General features: G+C 59.3%; 16 protein-coding genes and 1 tRNA gene. 8 read left to right on the top strand and 9 right to left on the bottom strand.

The genetic code is table 11. The annotated features are described in order from the left end of the window. Window positions 1-3 precede the first annotated feature (3 nt). From MHAR_RS08050 to purL, 3 genes are read right to left on the bottom strand one after another with little or no spacing between them, the layout of a single operon-like run. Window positions 4-477 carry a hypothetical protein gene (locus MHAR_RS08050; RefSeq protein ID WP_014587120.1) on the bottom strand — a complete coding sequence of 158 codons (474 nt, stop codon included), beginning with the start codon at window positions 475-477 and terminating at the stop codon, window positions 4-6. After that, window positions 474-1274: a phosphoribosylformylglycinamidine synthase I gene (gene purQ / locus MHAR_RS08045; RefSeq protein ID WP_014587119.1), complete on the bottom strand. Its 801-nt coding sequence runs from the start codon at window positions 1272-1274 to the stop codon at window positions 474-476. The genes MHAR_RS08050 and purQ overlap by 4 nt, the downstream gene beginning before the upstream one ends. Further along, window positions 1271-3592 (bottom strand): phosphoribosylformylglycinamidine synthase subunit PurL, encoded by a 2322-nt coding sequence (gene purL, locus MHAR_RS08040; protein WP_014587118.1) that lies wholly within the window; start codon window positions 3590-3592, stop codon window positions 1271-1273. The genes purQ and purL overlap by 4 nt, the downstream gene beginning before the upstream one ends. A gap of 246 nt (window positions 3593-3838) precedes the next feature. Here purL and MHAR_RS13740 point away from each other — a divergent pair, with 246 nt between their 5' ends. The 5 genes from MHAR_RS13740 (at window position 3839) to MHAR_RS08020 (ending at window position 7639) form a co-directional block, all read left to right on the top strand. Further along, window positions 3839-3994: a hypothetical protein gene (locus tag MHAR_RS13740; protein ID WP_187287796.1), complete on the top strand. Its 156-nt coding sequence runs from the start codon at window positions 3839-3841 to the stop codon at window positions 3992-3994. Window position 3995: 1 nt separating this feature from the next. Further along, window positions 3996-4080: transfer RNA gene (locus tag MHAR_RS08035), tRNA-Leu, on the top strand. A 146-nt stretch (window positions 4081-4226) separates the two neighbouring features. Continuing rightward, window positions 4227-4838 carry a LemA family protein gene (locus MHAR_RS08030; RefSeq protein WP_014587116.1) on the top strand — a complete coding sequence of 204 codons (612 nt, stop codon included), beginning with the start codon at window positions 4227-4229 and terminating at the stop codon, window positions 4836-4838. Beyond that, a complete protein-coding gene (locus MHAR_RS08025) occupies window positions 4835-6760 on the top strand; it encodes a DUF2207 domain-containing protein (RefSeq protein ID WP_014587115.1) in 1926 nt (641 codons plus the stop codon). Before MHAR_RS08030 ends, MHAR_RS08025 begins: the two co-directional genes overlap by 4 nt. A gap of 429 nt (window positions 6761-7189) precedes the next feature. Beyond that, window positions 7190-7639, top strand: a complete 450-nt coding sequence (locus MHAR_RS08020; RefSeq protein ID WP_014587114.1) for a hypothetical protein — start codon at window positions 7190-7192, stop codon at window positions 7637-7639. 158 nt (window positions 7640-7797) lie between these two features. On the opposite strand, the gene MHAR_RS08015 is transcribed toward MHAR_RS08020, so the two are convergent. The 4 genes from MHAR_RS08015 to MHAR_RS13735 all read right to left on the bottom strand — a co-directional run bounded on the left by MHAR_RS08015 (window position 7798) and on the right by MHAR_RS13735 (window position 10445). After that, entirely contained in the window at window positions 7798-8463 is a 666-nt protein-coding gene (locus tag MHAR_RS08015; RefSeq protein ID WP_143763351.1) for a metallophosphoesterase family protein, read from the bottom strand. A 98-nt stretch (window positions 8464-8561) separates the two neighbouring features. After that, a complete protein-coding gene (locus tag MHAR_RS08010) occupies window positions 8562-8990 on the bottom strand; it encodes a hypothetical protein (protein WP_048144518.1) in 429 nt (142 codons plus the stop codon). Between the two features lie 198 nt (window positions 8991-9188). Next, window positions 9189-9551 carry a hypothetical protein gene (locus MHAR_RS08005; protein WP_048144517.1) on the bottom strand — a complete coding sequence of 121 codons (363 nt, stop codon included), beginning with the start codon at window positions 9549-9551 and terminating at the stop codon, window positions 9189-9191. Between the two features lie 735 nt (window positions 9552-10286). Next, a complete protein-coding gene (locus tag MHAR_RS13735; protein ID WP_187287795.1) occupies window positions 10287-10445 on the bottom strand; it encodes a hypothetical protein in 159 nt (52 codons plus the stop codon). A 124-nt stretch (window positions 10446-10569) separates the two neighbouring features. Here MHAR_RS13735 and MHAR_RS08000 point away from each other — a divergent pair, with 124 nt between their 5' ends. Next, window positions 10570-11643 (top strand): FecCD family ABC transporter permease, encoded by a 1074-nt coding sequence (locus MHAR_RS08000; protein ID WP_014587110.1) that lies wholly within the window; start codon window positions 10570-10572, stop codon window positions 11641-11643. After that, window positions 11637-12428 carry an ABC transporter ATP-binding protein gene (locus tag MHAR_RS07995; RefSeq protein WP_014587109.1) on the top strand — a complete coding sequence of 264 codons (792 nt, stop codon included), beginning with the start codon at window positions 11637-11639 and terminating at the stop codon, window positions 12426-12428. Before MHAR_RS08000 ends, MHAR_RS07995 begins: the two co-directional genes overlap by 7 nt. A gap of 167 nt (window positions 12429-12595) precedes the next feature. On the opposite strand, the gene MHAR_RS07990 is transcribed toward MHAR_RS07995, so the two are convergent. Together MHAR_RS07990 and MHAR_RS07985 are read right to left on the bottom strand one after the other, a co-directional pair. Next, window positions 12596-13369: an endonuclease/exonuclease/phosphatase family protein gene (locus tag MHAR_RS07990; protein WP_048144516.1), complete on the bottom strand. Its 774-nt coding sequence runs from the start codon at window positions 13367-13369 to the stop codon at window positions 12596-12598. 94 nt (window positions 13370-13463) lie between these two features. Further along, window positions 13464-14540, bottom strand: coding sequence for a hypothetical protein (locus MHAR_RS07985; RefSeq protein ID WP_014587107.1), 1077 nt, complete (start codon window positions 14538-14540; stop codon window positions 13464-13466). 286 nt (window positions 14541-14826) lie between these two features. Between MHAR_RS07985 and MHAR_RS07980 the strand changes: the two genes are divergently transcribed. Continuing rightward, window positions 14827-15720 (top strand): hypothetical protein, encoded by an 894-nt coding sequence (locus tag MHAR_RS07980; RefSeq protein WP_014587106.1) that lies wholly within the window; start codon window positions 14827-14829, stop codon window positions 15718-15720. Window positions 15721-15723: the final 3 nt, after the last annotated feature.

Genomic DNA, 15723 nt, shown 5'->3' with positions numbered 1-15723 from the left:
CCTTCACGTCATGATCTCATAAAAGTCCTTGTGAGGGTTTATCAGGAGCCCCTCGGCGATCTCCTCCGCCGTCCTCCGGGGGTTGGGGGAGCTGAGGGCCAGCTTCCAGACGACGGACCTCTCCACCCCCCTCACCATCTCGAAGCCGAGCCGGTCCCGGAGCCTCTTCAGGGCGGAGACCGCCTCGCCGTCCTCGATGTGTAGCCCCACCCTGACGGGGACGTACCCCCCCTCGAAGGTTACGGCGCCGACGGAGGCCCGATAGCTCTCCTTGTTCTCGTTGACGAGATCCCTGGCCAGCCGCCGCGCAAGGTCCATCGGGTCATCGACTCCGTCGTCGACCTCGATCGACCAGAGCCTCTCCCGGCGGAGGTCCGTAAGAACGCCCTCGTAGCCCATCCTCCGGCGGAGGGTGTTTTTGACGGTGGCGGCCTCGGCGTCGGGGATCTTCAGCCAGACCCTGAGGTTTATCTTCATCTCCTCACCTCTATGTACCGCTTCATCGACTCGAATATCCTCCTCCCGGGTCCGGGGGCCTCCATATCCCCGACGCTCTTCGCCGGATCGGCCGGCGGGAGCTGCCAGGCGAAGGACGACCTCTCGGGGTGGGGCATCATCCCCAGGACGTTCCCCTCGGGGTTGCAGATCCCAGCGACGTTCTCGAGGCTCCCATTGATGTTGACGGGATACTCGGGGTCCACCTCCCCCGCCTCATTGCAGTACCGGAATACCACCTGGTGGTCCTCGTTCAGCCTCGCCATCAGGTCCGGGTCGACGGTGACGAGGTTCCCCTCGGCGTGGGCGAGGGGCATCCGGACGAGCTCCCCCACCTCCAGGAGGAAGCTCCCGCTGCACCTCTTCGGCGGCGCCTCGTGCCGCAGCGTCGTCCAGGCGCAGTAGAATCCGCGCCTCACGATCTCCCCCTTCGAGACCATCACGTTAGAGGCTAGGGCGGCGTCTATGCCTCCGAGGCCCGGAAGGAGCCCCGCCTCCACCAGGATCTGAAAGCCGTTGCATATCCCGATGATCGGCTTGCCCCTCTCCGCCTCCTCCCGGAGGGCGTCCATCACCGGCTCCTTCGAGGCGATAGCCCCGGCCCGGAGCCTGTCCTGATAGGAGAATCCTCCAGGGATAATGTACCCGTCGAAGCCGGATAGCTCCTCTGCCGGCCTGTTCCACCGGAAGATCTCCCCGGAAAGGCCAGCGCTCTTCGCGGCTACGAGGGTCTCGTGCTCGCAGTTCGTCCCCGGGAACTGGACGACGGCTATCTTCATCTCATCGCCTCCCCGAGGCCTCCGGTCCAGGCCTTCTTCGCCTCCATCAGGTCCATCCTGACCACGGTCTTCCCCCGGTGGGTCATGACCAGCTCCGGCGAGTCGGTCACCTTCCCGAGGCGGATGATCTCAAGGCCGCATCCCTTCAGAATCCGCTCCAGATCCTCCTCGGACCCGGCCTTGCATTCCAAAAGGAAGCCCGAGGACTCGCTGAATACGAGCCGGTCGGCGGGGAGGTCCGATCCGGCGGCGTCGAGGTCCAGATCGATGCCCAGGTCTCCCCTCCCCACCAGGGCCATCTCGGCGGCGGTGGCCGCAAGGCCGCCGTTGGATATGTCGTGGGCGGCGACGACGGTTTTTTCGGCTATCGAGTCGATGACGGCGTAGATCATGCTCCTCTCCAGGTCGAACCTGACCACCGGCACATTCCTGCCCGCAGCTCCCCAGACCGTCCGATAGTACTCGGACCCCCCCAGCTCGTCGAACCGGGGCCCGAGAAGGTAGATCGAGTCACCGGCCCTCTTCAGGTCCATGGTGACGGCGTCCCTGACGTCGTCGATGAGGCCGACGCAGGCGATGATCGGCGAGGGGTCGACCGTCCCCTCGGGGGACTCGTTGTAGAAGCTGACGTTCCCGGAGACGATAGGGACGGGGGTATCCTCGTACCCCTTCAGCCAGAGGGCCTTCGCGGCGTCGGCGAGGCCCCGGACGCACTCCCTGAACTCCCAGAAGGCCTCGGGCTTCTCGGGGTTTCCGAAGTTGAGGCAGTCGGTGAGGGTGGCGGGGGTGGCGCCGATGGCGGCGACGTTCCTCATCGCCTCGGCGACGGCCGTCGCCCCCGCCCAGTAGGGGCTGATCCTCCCGTAAAAGGGGTTTGCGTCCACCGATAGGGCGATCCCGAACTTCTTGCCCCGGACGGGGGCTATGAGGCCGGCGTCCGCCTCCCCGGGCCTGATCACCGAGTTCCCCTGGACCTCGGTGTCGTAGTACCGATAGATGTGCTCCCTGGAGGAGACGTTCGGCGATGCCAGGACCTTCAGGAGGGCGTCGGTCAGGTCCTCAGGAGGGGCGACCTCCGGCTCCTCGAAGCTCGTCATCCGGGGCCGCTCCTCCCTCTGGTAGCGGATCCCCCCCGTAAGGTGCTGGATCGGGACATCGCAGGTCACCTCGCCCCGGTAACGGGTGATGTACCTGCCGTTCGTCGTCACCTTCCCGACGACGGAGGCCCTCGCCCCCTCGTAGACGTTCGGGAGGTCCCAGTTCTCGTTGTAGATCTTGAGGGCCCGCTCCGTCAGCTCCGGCGGGCAGATGAGCATGAACCTCTCCTGGGTCTCGGCGCAGGCGACGACCTCGGGGGGAAGGTCGTCGCTCACCTTGTGGAGCAGGTCCAGGTCGAGGTCCATCCCGTACCCGGCGCTCGCCCCCATCTCCGAGGAGGCGCAGGTGAACCCGCCGCCCCCCAGGTCCTTGAAGCCGATGGTGATCCCCTCCTCCCGGGTCAGCTTGAACAAGGCCTCGTTCGCCTTGAAGAGGACGTTCTTGAGGAAGGGGTCGGGGATCTGGATCGCCCCCCGGTTCGCCTCCTCGTCCTCCTCCCGCAGCTCCTCGGAGGCGAAGGTGACGCCGCCAAAGCCGCTGGAGTCGGTGGGCTTTCCGACGACGATGACGTCGTAGCCTTTCTCTCCCGCGCCCGCAGGGGCCCGGCTCTTGATGATCTCGCCCCGTCGCACTACCCCGATGGCGACGACGTTGACGAGACAGTTGGTGTCGAAGCTGTCATCGAAGACGACGTCTCCGGCCATGATGGGGACCCCCAGGGCGTTTCCGTACTGCCAGATCCCGTCGACGACCCCCTCGGCGACCCAGCGGACGTGGTTTTTATCCTCGCCGAAGGGGTCGCCGAACCGGAGGGGGTCGGCAGTGGCGACGACTTTGGCGCCCATGCAGTTGACGTCTCTCACTATGCCGCCGATCCCGGTGGCGGCGCCTTCGTTGGGCAGGATCTGGCTCGGGTGGTTGTGGCTCTCGTGGGCGATGACGACGCACCACTCGTCGTCGATGGCCACGATCCCGGCGTCCTCTTCCGGACCCTGGACGACGTTGGGGCCGGAGGTGCAGAGGAACTCGTTCAGGGTGGCGCGGCTGCTCTTGTAGGAGCAGTGCTCGCTCCACATGGTATCGTAGTTGAAGAGCTCCGGGATGGTGGGGTCCCTCCCCAGCGCCTCGGCGACGGAGCGCGCCTCTGGAACCGATAGGCCCAGGCCGGCGCTCCGGAGGCTGGCCTCGACCTCCTGGTCTTCAAGACCGATTATTTTCAACGATGGACACCTCGTTCTATGGGATACCATCCCCGAAGGCCGTTATGTATCTATCGATCCGGGATGATCGCCCCCCGGGGGGACTGGAGGCGTCTATGGCCTCGGATCAGAATCTTCGAGGCCGGCGACCGGCGTGGACCTCCGGCGACCTCCCCCCCTCCCCTTCGCCCCCCAAAAAGACCTCCCGGGGGGAAGAAGGGAGATACGGCGGCAAAACCTTTAAAACTGGAGACGCTATATCCGGTCATGGCCGTGGTGGTGATCTGCGACGACTCGGAGATCGAGGTCTCCGAGGGGGAGAGGTGCGCGATCTGCGGTCGCCTGCTGGAGGAGTACGACGAGGTGACGGGGACGGGCGTCCTCGGATACTACCACTGGACCTGCGTCACTCACTTCGAATAGGGCGGGGGTAACCAAGCCAGGTCAACGGTGATAGACTCAAGATCTATTCTCGCAGGAGTTCAAGGGTTCGAATCCCTTCCCCCGCACTTTTTTAACTCGCGATCCTCGAGGGGTTGCTGCCTACGGCCATGGGATCGGGGCTGATAAGCCCCTTCGATAAGGCCATCATATCTCAAAGATCCTGGAGGTTGAGCCAAAAACTTTAACATATATCTCGCCTTCATAAGAGGCTATGGAAATCCAGCTTCATGGATCGGCTGCCATTCTGACGGCCTTCCTCCTCCTGCTATCATCGGCAGTCTATTTCATCTCCATCTACAATAGGCTTCAGAGGCTCCGCCACGGTGCTGAGGCGACCCTATCGCAGATGAGAGTGGCCATGAAAAAGCGGCTGGATATGATCGAGCAGCTCGTCGATTCCGTCAAGAGCTACGCACGATTCGAGCGGGAGGTCCTGGAGAGGATCTCCGGGATGAGATCCCGGGTGGCGAGTGCAGATCCTATTGAGCTTACGAGGATCGAGGGAGAGAGCAAGGGGGTCTTCGGGAACCTGGTGGCGGTTGCCGAGGGCTATCCCCAGCTGAGGACCTCCGAGACGGTGATGATGACCATGGACGCCATAAAAGGCGTGGAAGATGAGATCTCACGCCACAGGTACACCTACAATAACATAGTCCAGAACTTCAATACGATCCTGGATTCATTCCCCTCAAAGTATGTGACGTATTTGGTGAAATTCGGAAGGATGGACTACCTCAACTTCGAGGAGGACGAGCTGAGGCGGCTGGGCTACCTCACCACCGAGGAAGAGGGTCCTAAGAGGCCGGAGGTGGGCTGGGATTGAGGGAAGAGAGGCAAATTCTGGCCCTGATCTCATCGGTCTTTATAATTGGGATCGTCGGCCTATTTTTCACCGGCTGCTTTGGAGATGGCATCCTGGATCTCGATTCAAAGCCATCGAAGCCATCCGTTTCGATTGGAGGAGAGATCTATGTAGAGGAGTATAGAGCAGATCTGTACCTTAATGGCACTCTGATGGAGAAGTACCTCTACCAGATCCGGAGATCGGGCCAATACAGGATGCTTTACCGGCCTTGGAAGGTCCCGCTCACCCAGGAGCAGATCAACAGGTCTCGCGTGGAACTTCTGGCAATAGACCCCCCTCCTGGAACCATCGCCTACATCAAAGACTTTAAGGGCCATGTCGAGATACTGAATGGAAATTATGACGCCGCCTCTGAGATCCAATCTCTCGCATTCCAGAACGAGGCGGGTTGCTACCGGCCGGAAAGGTTCTCGGCAGGGAGCTATGAGATAAGTTACCTCTTCAAGATCCGGCCGCCTCTGGAATATGACGAAGAATACGCTCATCTTAACCTGAAGCTGGCCGACGAGCACATCCCATACAAAGCGGTTACAATAGCCATTCACGACCCCGACGGCCTCGTCCGTCGAATATTCCCTCATACACCCATGGAGACGAGGCAAGAGGGGGAGGTCTGGCTACTGACTGGAAGCAGCAAAGAAGATGAACTCTTAGAGGTGGAGATCCTCTTTTCGCCGGAAGTCCTGAATATGATGGAGGGCTTTCCAAGATTCGTCGCCGATATCGAGGATAAAACCGTATCTGCAAACGTGAAAAGCTCAGGCAATTTTTTCATGATGCTGGACCGGCTATTGGCAATCTTCATCATCATCCTGCCCGCGATCCTTTACCTGGTCTACCGCCGATGGGGCAGGGAAGAGTTCGTCGTCGTCCCCGAGACCCTCAGCTATCTCCCCCAGAAGAGGAAGCCCTGGGTGGTGAACCTGGTCTTCAACGGAGATGTCTTCGAGGCCGATACAAACGGCTTTTATGCTACGCTTTTGGATCTTTATCTTAGAAATGTCATCGAAATAGAAAGAACTCAGGGCACCGAAGAGGAGGGGCTTAAGATAAGAATATCGAAAGATCATAAGGAAGAATGTGACAAATATGAGAAGCAGGTGCTGGATTTCCTCAAAAGACACTCCAGAGACGGCATCTTCAACACGATCTTATTCGAGATACATATCGATAGATTGGTGAGGGAGGCCGAGATGGGCCGCACCAAGGAGCTGACCAGAGTTCATGAAGAGATGAAACGTCTGATGAACCTCGTTGATGAGGAGACCTCAAACGAATTCCTAAATAAATCACCCCTGACCCATCGAAGATTGATCAACTCTCCAAAAAAATGGATTCGATCTCTCAAAATTTCAGACCTAATAAACGCCACGCCATTCATTATATTTTTTGTAATTTTTATTCTGTTTATAAGATTTTTGTTTGGCGTCCTCTGGTCGCCCATCCTCTTCAAGGGGTTGATCATCTTTATGCAGATGATCCCGGTTTTCATCGCCCCATCGGCCCTCTTTGGGAGGTGGAAGGGGGGATACTACCGGGAGAAGCTGGAGTGGGATTCCTTTAAAAGTCACCTATCCGACTTTGCTACCATCCAGAAGTACGCCCCCGAGGATCTGGAGATCTGGAAAGAATGGCTCGTTTATGGCACCGCCCTGGGGATCGGGGATAAGGTAGCCGAGGCGATGGAAAAGCTCAACGTAATCATCCCCGAGGTTCACGTGGCAAGCGAGATGAACTGGTACTTTGGTGATCTCTACCCCAGGACATATCCACCGGTGGTCACGGCCTCTGATAGCGGATTCAGCGGTGGAGGATTCAGCGATGGAGGCGGATTCGGTGGAGGGGGCGGATTTGGAGGTGGGGGCGGTGGGGCCAGGTAACTCGACGGGCCAGCCCCGCCGCCGATCCGCCACATACTTGATGGAAGGGCTTTTCGGTACGGGACCGAATTTGCCGAAGAAATCTCGGTCCAACTCCTCCGTATTGACGGATAGGCGGCGTAGAAGGGTTCGTGAAGTCAAACCGAGGAGGCCCTCGGGGAGATCCTGGAGGTGGAAGAGCATCTGAAGATGGCCAATCGTCTCCGGTGAAGGCAAGAGGCCATAGATCCTACTTTATAAATAAATTGAATCCAAATCTAAAAAGAGATCCCCGGGAACCGGGGACGGCATCGACCACCTCCAGGCTCCAAGGTGGGGAAGCCGGCAACTCCCCCCAAGCTCAGGCGTCCAACCGCAAACTAAAATATCTATGATGCTCATACAACGATTTTACGAGCTTCGCGCCCTCTCTGGGCGAAGGATGGTCAGATGAAGATCAAGATCGAGATCGAAGATAAGGGCTTGAGGTCCACTCACGAATTTGAGGGGGCCATCCTTCGAGAGAAGATCATCGATTTTTTGGACGCCGCCGGCGTCTTTCTTGAGGCCCCGGATGATCTCCCAGCGGATGCCCTGCCGAGATCTGCCGATGGCCGTACCCTGCGCGACAGGCTGGAGGTCTTCGTCAGGGATGAGTTCCCAAACTCTTGGTTCTCGTCGAACGATCTCAAAGACCGATATGAGATCATCGTCGACGACATAAAGCTCAGCACGGTATCCACATACCTTTCGAGGATGTATCAAGATGGGGTCCTCGAGCGGCGCGGAAACAGAAACCAGAGACAGTACCGGCTGATCACCGAAGAGGCCGCCTCAGGGGTCGAGTATCCGGGAACCGCATTCAAGGCCTCTCCTTGGAAGGCGGTGAGCCGGAGGTAGAGCCGTCCAGACTCCGGCATCGGCGGCCGCTATCCTGGTCCAATGTCGGGGCATCTGAACCTGCAGTCCTTCCGCGGAGAGCCTTTCGCGTCCATCCCCTCGCCTCAAGACGCCCTCTAAAAGGGTCCAAGGGCTACCGTGACTCGATCAGGCACCCATCAAGGCTCTATCCATCCGACCTCAATCCCCTCGTCCAGCTCTATGACTGCCGCATATCCCCGGCGCATCTCTCCGACGTTGACGACTCGGGTGGGGCCGATCTCTCCGTATCCCCGGTCCTCGTGGATGTGGCCGCATATCAGAAGGTCGGGGTGGCGCTCTTCGACGAAGCGGCGGAGGCCAAAAGACCCGGTCCTCTCGCCGCTGTAGATGAGGTCCCTGGAGCCCCTCGGCGGCTGGTGGGTGAGGACGATCTTGCGGCGACAATCGGATATATCCCCATAGAGGCGGGTGAGCGATCGATAGATGTCGTCGTCGGTGTGGTAGTATCGAGCCGGGCTCTGGAGCCGCATGGGATCGCGGATCACCATGCCGCCAAACCCGATGAACCCGCAGTCTCCGTGCCGATGAGAGCGGCGATGGACGATCCTCAGCCCGGCGGCCTTCCACACCGAGGGAGCAGTCTCCTTGGGGTCCATGTTCCCAGGCACGATCAGGACAGGGGGGCCAAGCCCAGCCAGGGCTTCAGCCACCCGCCTCGCCTCGTCGCCCCGATCCAGGTTGTGGAGGTCTCCGCAGAAGGCGATCAGATCGGCTTCTACGCCCCGGAGAGCAGATAACTCTTCAGAACGCCCGTGAAGATCGGCCATGGCGAGAATTCTCATCTGACCAGCACCCAATTTATATATAATGGATTCAATGACAGAGGATACCGATCTCTTATTCAGATCAAATCCTTGTCCACCTCAGAAACCTCATCACCTCAACGGTAAGAACTTGCCGAGGCTCTTATCGCCCCCCCATGAGGCCCATCCAGAACCCAGGGGTCGAACGAATAGTAGGGGTAAAGGAAGCTCAAGCTCGATAATGCGACGGGATGATCGCTCTGGTTGAGGGTCAACTCTGACCCCAACGAGGACCCCAGCCACCCTATGCCAGCATAATCGAGTTCATCTTCTTCGCCTCCCATCCCCGGCTCCAGGGTGCCATTGACCACATTCATCCATCGGGGCGTCCCACCCCAGGTCCAGAGGCCGCCCTCATCGCCTCTGGTGCTGAATCTCTCCTGGAGAGGGATGGTCTTGAGCCATGAGGCTCCATAATCTCCACCAACATTCACCGCCTCCCCTCCGCAGGAGGAAGGGCTGGTCGTCATAAGAACCAGAAGGGATAAAACGGCGACCATTCTCATGAAGAAACCCCACTATGCCTTTGATAAGCACTCTCTCCGTTTCGATAAAAGCCTTTCTAGATCCACCGCCGAAGGTCTGGATTTAGATCTGAGAAGGAAGATCGGCGCTGACCTCCTCGGCTACCCTGGTCGGAAACCGGATAAGGCCAGAGCCACCCCACCCTGGTGCCGACGAGAAGGATGGTGATGGCGGAGGGGTCAGGGACCAGAGCAGCCCTCTCCCCTCGCCACCGCCTCCATCATCTCCTCCAGGACCTCGGAGAGGGCCTTCATATCGGCATCCAGGAACGGGTAATGACACCACCACCATTCTCCGGATCGCCATAGATAGAGATGGTCAGGACCAAAGGCCTTGATCATCTCTCTTTTGAGGCTTTCCCATCCCTCTGATACCATCGCCTCAGCGCCCTTATCGCCCCTGTCCCGACGATAGGCGATGCACTGAAACGGAAGGTCGAACCACTCCGACCCCCGGGGGGAGGGTCTCCGCCCCCGCTCTTCGAAGGGGATACTATCGCCGATCACCGCCCCCAGCTCGAAGAGGTCGCCGAGAATCAGCAACTTCCGAACCTTCTCCTCCGAATCATAAAAATCAAAGAGTATCGCCCCAACTCCCGCCGGAAATCCGTCACTATGGCAATATATGGATAAAATACTCCCGTCCTCGTTCTGAACCCCTATCCTGCATTCGGTGGACATGATGGACCCACGCCTTCAAGCTCCTCCACTCTCAGACCTGAACAATGACCGCATCTACCCCAACTCTTGCGGCAGACGCCATCCTCTTCAAGAGACTCCGACAAAGAGCTCATCCTTTCGCCCCTTGAAATGGATAATATCTCCACCACCCGCAAAATATGTTTCGGTCCTGCCCCTCGGCTATGAACGCGGGAGGGGTGAGACCCCTTACCGCTTCCCTGATCGAGGGGTTCGAAGATCGGACGCCAGGGATCGCCGGATTTGGACGTGGGCCGAATGGCGCCATCGGATCCGACGAACCAGAAGTTATAAATATCTATAACGATTAAATAGCATCTTTGCCGCATTTCGCGCTGTAAGAACGATGACGAGCATACCGGCAAAGCTCTTCAGGCGAGACCTGAGAGGTGCTGTCTATTGAGGCAGCATCCGGAAAGCGATGGAGCGGCTGGGAACCGAAAAGGTCGGATATATGCACGCCGTAGCAGGCGTAGTATATGCCAAAAGCCCAGCCTGTCCCGAGAGTCCTCGCCGAGGGCGAGATGCGGCACAAAGCTCTTGATTCCCTCCCATTAACGCTGGAAAGGAAGGCAGGATCTATTGCCTTCTGACCCGACTCTTCCTCGGCCTCCGGAGGGAAGGAGCCGCCAGAGATCTCACCCCGTCGTTGCCGGTGCTGGTCCGCCTCCGACCCGGCTCCGCCACCTTCCGGAAACTGCCCTCATCCTCGGAGTCGCTCACCCTCTGGTCTCCCAAACCCCCATGACGGGATGCCTCCCTCCGGCGTGATCTCTCCAGGAGAGGATAGGGGGGCTGGAAATTAAATAATAATACGATAACCGAAATTATTATTAATCTATCGATGGTTTAGAGTGGACGGATGTCACCAGGTACGCCGGCAGACGCCTCGGAGCTGAGGGATGAGTACTCCCGGTTCGTCGGGAGGAAGGTCCTCTTCATCCTCGCTTCGGTGGCCGGGATCGTGGTCCTGGCCGGGGTCGCCGCCACCCTCGGCTCCGCCAAGATCACCCCGGTCGAGGTCTACACCGCCATCCTGGCCCGGTTCTTCCCCGACACGTTCCAGACGACGAGCTTCATCGAGACGATCGTATGGCAGCTGCGGCTCCACCGGGTGCTGATGGCCATCTTCGCCGGGATGGGGCTAGCCGTCGCCGGGGCTGCGATGCAGGGGATCTTAAAAAACCCCCTGGCTAGCCCCTTCACCCTCGGGATAGCATCCGCCGCCAGCTTCGGGGCGTCCCTCGCCATCATCCTCGGGGCCGGGTTTGCCAGCGGTCAGTGGCTTATTGTCGGAAACGCGTTCATATTCACGATGCTGGCATCGATGACCGTCTACGGCCTTGCCAGGTACAAGGGGATCACCCCGGAGACGATGATCCTCGCCGGGATCGCCATCATGTACCTATTCAGTGCCATGACATCCTTCCTGCAGTACATCGGAAAGTCCGAGCAGGTCCACGAGGTGGTATTCTGGATGATGGGAAGCCTCGGCCGGTCATCCTGGGATAAGGTGGCGATAATTGCCATGGTGACCGTCGTCTGCACCGTCGCCCTCGTATACTTCGCCTGGGACATCAACGCCATGGGGGCCGGGGACGAGACGGCCAAGAGCCTCGGGGTGAACGTCGAGTTCGTACGGGTATTATGCATGATGCTGGCATCCCTCATCACGGCGAGCGTCATATGTTTCACCGGGACGATCGGGTTCATAGGACTCGTCGCGCCCCACATCACAAGGATGGTCGTCGGGGGGGACCATCGGTTCCTTCTACCGGCCTCGGCCCTCGTCGGCGCCCTCATACTCCTGGCCGCCGACACCGTCGCCAGGACCGTCCTCGCGCCGGTGATCCTGCCGGTGGGGATCATGACATCCTTCCTCGGCGTTCCGTTCTTCATTTACCTGTTCTTGAGAAGGAGGAAGGAGTATTGGTGAAGATCACCATCAAAAACCTCAGCTTCTCCTACGGCAGCAGGAGGATCCTGGATGATCTGAACCTCGTCGTCGGAGACTCCGAGGTCCTGAGCCTAGTCGGACCCAACGGATCGGGGAAGACGACCCTCATCAAGTGCATCGACCGGATCCTGAAGCCAAAAGGGACGATCATCCTGGACGGCGGCCGCAACCTCCAGAGCTTGAGCCGCCAGGAGGTGGCAAGGTTCATAGGGTACGTACCCCAGTCGACGACCAGCTCCCTCACCACCACCGTATTCGACACCATCCTCATGGGAAGAAGACCAAGGATGGGGTGGAGGGTCGCCGAAGAGGATATCGACCGGGTAGTCGAGGTGATGAGGCTCCTCCACGTCGAGGAGTTCGCCCTCAAGGACTTCTCCGAGCTGTCAGGAGGCCAGAAGCAGCGTGTCCTGATCGCCCGGGCCCTGGCCCAGGAGCCCGAGGTCCTACTTCTGGACGAGCCGACATCCAACCTCGACGTCAAGCACCAGCTCGAGGCCATGGATACGGTCAGGTCCATTGTCAAGAAGACCGGCATATCCGCGGTGATGGCCATCCACGACCTGAACCTCGCAGCCCGGTACTCCGACTCCCTCGTGATGCTGAAGGAGGGGAGGATTTACGCCGTCGGGGACCCCATCTCCCTCCTGACCAAAGAGAACATCAGGACCATCTTCGGAGTCGAGGCGGTCGTCATGAAGGACCTAGATCGCCCTTACGTCGTACCGATCAGGTCCCTGAACGGAGGCGGACCGTCGGATTGAAAGCCGGGATCCGAAATCTGAGCCTTTCGTCTCGCCGCTCTATCTACTGGGGGGATGAATCGAAGAGAGAGGAAGGCTTTGACGGAGGGGGGACTTTGACAGGTCCCGAAGATATCGACGGAGACGGGGGCGTCTTCCGAGCCCGAGATACCCCACCCAGATCTGCCTCAAACCCTGAGAGCGAGGCGGGCCAGGACCGGGAGGTGATCGGATCCGGCGTCCTCTCCCAGCCACGCCCCCAGGGCCTGAATATCGGAGGTGTGCCAGATGTAATCCACCCTGACGAGAGGGAGGAGGGGCAAGCCCATAAGGATCCGGTTCACCGCCTCAAGCCGCCTCCACCGCCCCAGGCGGACGGGGAGGGTGGAGCCCCGCCCCCTCCCGGCAGCGGCGAAAGCATCGAGGAGCCCCGCTCCCCTGAGCTGGCAGCAGGTCTTCTGCCAGCTCGCCGCATTTAAGTCCCCCAGGATCACCGAGGGGGGGGCAGAGGTGGCAGCCTCGATCACTCTCCGGATCCGGGCTTCCGTCCTCCCCCCGAACCCCATCCCCGAAAAGCTGATGGGGGGCGGGGGGTGGGCTACGATGATGGTGACCTTCCTTCCCTCCAGGTCGAGGGTACAGATCAGATCGGCGGTGGGAGGAAGGGAGATCACCTCCGCCGAGGTCGCAGGATAGCGGCTGAGGAGGCCCATCCCCTCGAACCCCGCCGGCAAGAGGATTTGGTAAGGGTACTCTTCGGAAAGGGACCCCTCGAGGGCCCGAGATTGCGATTGATCCAGCTCCTGAAGGCCTATAACCCCGGCTCCGGAGGATCGGAGGGCCGATGCCAGGCGATCAGGCCTGGCGAGGCCGTTTCCCACGTTGTAGGTCATCACTGTGAACTCGGGGCCCCGACCAACAGAGGTGCTGGGCTTCCGTCCTCCGCCGCCCCTCGTCACCATCCCCCTCCCGGTAGCCCCAACCCTCCGAAAGCCGTGATCAGATCATCTCCCGCTCTGCGGTAGACCCAGTCTCTGCCGCCCAAAGGATACATGCCTATCGGATGCCGACGGCGAAGCGCTCCAGGTGGAGCCGTCGGTAGCGGTCGTAGAGGGTGATGTTCAGGGTCAAGAGGAGGACCATGAAGAGGGCGTTATCGAGGTTGATCGACCCGTTGATGCTCGGGAGGAGGAAGGCCGCCCCCGCCACTAGCCCCAGGTTCATCGCGGATATCACGAGAAACTCCGCCATGATCGAGCTCCACTCCGTCCCGCGGCGGGCCAGCCCCTGGCTCACCGCCGTATTTATGACTATGATGGCGGTCACTCCCGCAGCTATGGCGAGGTTAGTCGCCCTCACGTCGGGAAGGATCTGGGCGAAGGTGATGCTCAAAAGGGAGATCAGGATGATCTTCTCGATGAGAGCCCCGTTGATCAGCCGGTCTTGAGGCAGATTCTTTCCGGGGGCATCTCCAGCGGTCGGGGCGGTTTTGGGGTCATCGAGGATCGAAGGCCTCTCGACTGCCCGGGGCACCCCCCGCAAAAGCCACCATAACCCCATGACGATCCCCGCCCCCCAGCCGACGAGGACCAGGAGCGCCAGGGGGTTGGACCTGATCCAGTCGAGGGTGTTCATATCGAGGATGTGGATCCAGAACTCCTGGGGGAGCTTTATGACGATCAGGATGAAGGCCGCAGCTCCTATGAGCTCCCATTCAGTCAGACGGTTCGGATCGCGCCGGAGACGGGTCGCCTCGTAGAAGATGAAGAAGTACTCGAAGACGTTGGCGAATATCAAGAGCAAGGGGCGGTAGAGCGTCAGCCCGAAGAGCGCCACCCCCGCCAGCCGGTGGTAGAAGAGGATCCGGCCGAGCTTGAAGGCGAAGAGGTTCGGCCAGTTCCGAAGGGTCGAGATGTAAGCGATCGTCAGGTAGTATATGTCCAGGGACTTGTCGTAGCCCTGGTAGCCCTCGAGGGGGAGGTTTGTGAAGAGCTGGAAGACCAACTGGTCGACGGCATCGACGATCATGCAGCCGAGGATCCCGATAAGGGGATACCTGGGGATGGCGAGGGGGAGAAGAAACCGGACGGAGACGACGATCCAGAATATCAGCTGATCGGAGACCTCTGCCATGATGAGCCCTTCTCTCCCGGGATCCCCCCCAGCGGGACCCCAAGGCACCTTCGGTTTCCCGAACCCGGTCGGTGCCCCCTCGCCTTTTATCCCCGACCGCCAAAAGCCCGCCGATATGGGGCCTCAAAGAAGGCCCATCAGAGGGCTTGCATTCTGGTCAGGCCCTGGTCCGGATGGATCCGGAGATAAATAAGTCTGCCGATGGAGGGGGCGGAGAAAATGCTTAGGATAATATATATTAATAAGGCCGAAACCTGTATATAAGGAAAAAACTTGAAAGTATGGCATGGAAGAGGATCCCAGCGACCAGCCCGAAAAAGGTTTCAAGAAGGAGGAGTCCAGGGGCGATGGTGGCCCTTCGATCTCTGAATTGAAGGATGAAGTGAATATGAGGGAAGCCGCGGAAGAGCGTCTGACGAAGCTAGGAATGCTTTTAGAGATAGCAGAGTCGAGGGGCTTAGACGTCAAAAGTGCTAAAGAATTTTATAATAGCTCTCGGGAGAGCCTTTACCGGGATAAGAATGCCCTAGAGTCGATGAAGATCTCAGATCGGTCCAACTCCGAGCTGACCGCGGCCCTCAATCAAGAGAAATATGGCCTCCTGAGCTTTCCGAAATGGACCTACATATCATTCTTTATGGCTAAGTACGGCCTGTTTTCCCTATCTTATGGGATGATCGCAGCAGTTTTCTTCGGCTACATACTATTATATAGTAATATGAATAAATATATCCTGGAGACGGTCCCCCTCTGGGCTCCCGCCATCTCAGGGCTGGGAGCATCGGCCCAGATCATGGTCGGAACCGTGGACGATATCAAGGCGACCGGCGTCGTCCAGAATTATAAGCGGGTCTGGTATACCGCTCTCCCCTTCTTGGCGGCGATATTCGGCTTCATCGCCTACATCCTGACAGACCTGGGAGAGGTGGTCGTGGCGGGTGATGGCGTATCTTTAACCGCCTCGAATATAACCGGAAACCTGACCCTCTTCGGGCTGGAGCAACCCCTTCTATACAATACGACTTTGACGGCCACTGGAGCCGCCAATCTCACAGCCCAGAAGGTAGAGAGCTTCGAGGCGGCAGTGGGCGACAATATGAGGATGGCGGTCTGCTTCATCGTAGGATATGCCACAAACGCCTTCATCGATAAGCTGATGAAGCTCTCAAAGAACATCTGAGAG

The sequence above is a fragment of the Methanothrix harundinacea 6Ac genome, assembly GCF_000235565.1.
GTDB lineage: Archaea > Halobacteriota > Methanosarcinia > Methanotrichales > Methanotrichaceae > Methanocrinis > Methanocrinis harundinaceus.
This window is presented reverse-complemented; position numbering and strand designations above follow the sequence as displayed.

What these genes read in the sequence shown, in the direction of transcription:
- MHAR_RS08050 (WP_014587120.1), bottom strand. Translation starts at nt 477, where the DNA reads ATGAAGATAAACCTCAGGGTCTGGCTGAAGATCCCCGACGCCGAGGCC.
- purQ (WP_014587119.1), bottom strand. Translation starts at nt 1,274, where the DNA reads ATGAAGATAGCCGTCGTCCAGTTCCCGGGGACGAACTGCGAGCACGAG.
- MHAR_RS13740 (WP_187287796.1), top strand. Translation starts at nt 3,839, where the DNA reads ATGGCCGTGGTGGTGATCTGCGACGACTCGGAGATCGAGGTCTCCGAG.
- MHAR_RS08030 (WP_014587116.1), top strand. Translation starts at nt 4,227, where the DNA reads ATGGAAATCCAGCTTCATGGATCGGCTGCCATTCTGACGGCCTTCCTC.
- MHAR_RS08020 (WP_014587114.1), top strand. Translation starts at nt 7,190, where the DNA reads ATGAAGATCAAGATCGAGATCGAAGATAAGGGCTTGAGGTCCACTCAC.
- MHAR_RS08015 (WP_143763351.1), bottom strand. Translation starts at nt 8,463, where the DNA reads ATGAGAATTCTCGCCATGGCCGATCTTCACGGGCGTTCTGAAGAGTTA.
- MHAR_RS08010 (WP_048144518.1), bottom strand. Translation starts at nt 8,990, where the DNA reads ATGAGAATGGTCGCCGTTTTATCCCTTCTGGTTCTTATGACGACCAGC.
- MHAR_RS08000 (WP_014587110.1), top strand. Translation starts at nt 10,570, where the DNA reads ATGTCACCAGGTACGCCGGCAGACGCCTCGGAGCTGAGGGATGAGTAC.
- MHAR_RS07990 (WP_048144516.1), bottom strand. Translation starts at nt 13,369, where the DNA reads ATGGTGACGAGGGGCGGCGGAGGACGGAAGCCCAGCACCTCTGTTGGT.
- MHAR_RS07985 (WP_014587107.1), bottom strand. Translation starts at nt 14,540, where the DNA reads ATGGCAGAGGTCTCCGATCAGCTGATATTCTGGATCGTCGTCTCCGTC.
- MHAR_RS07980 (WP_014587106.1), top strand. Translation starts at nt 14,827, where the DNA reads ATGGAAGAGGATCCCAGCGACCAGCCCGAAAAAGGTTTCAAGAAGGAG.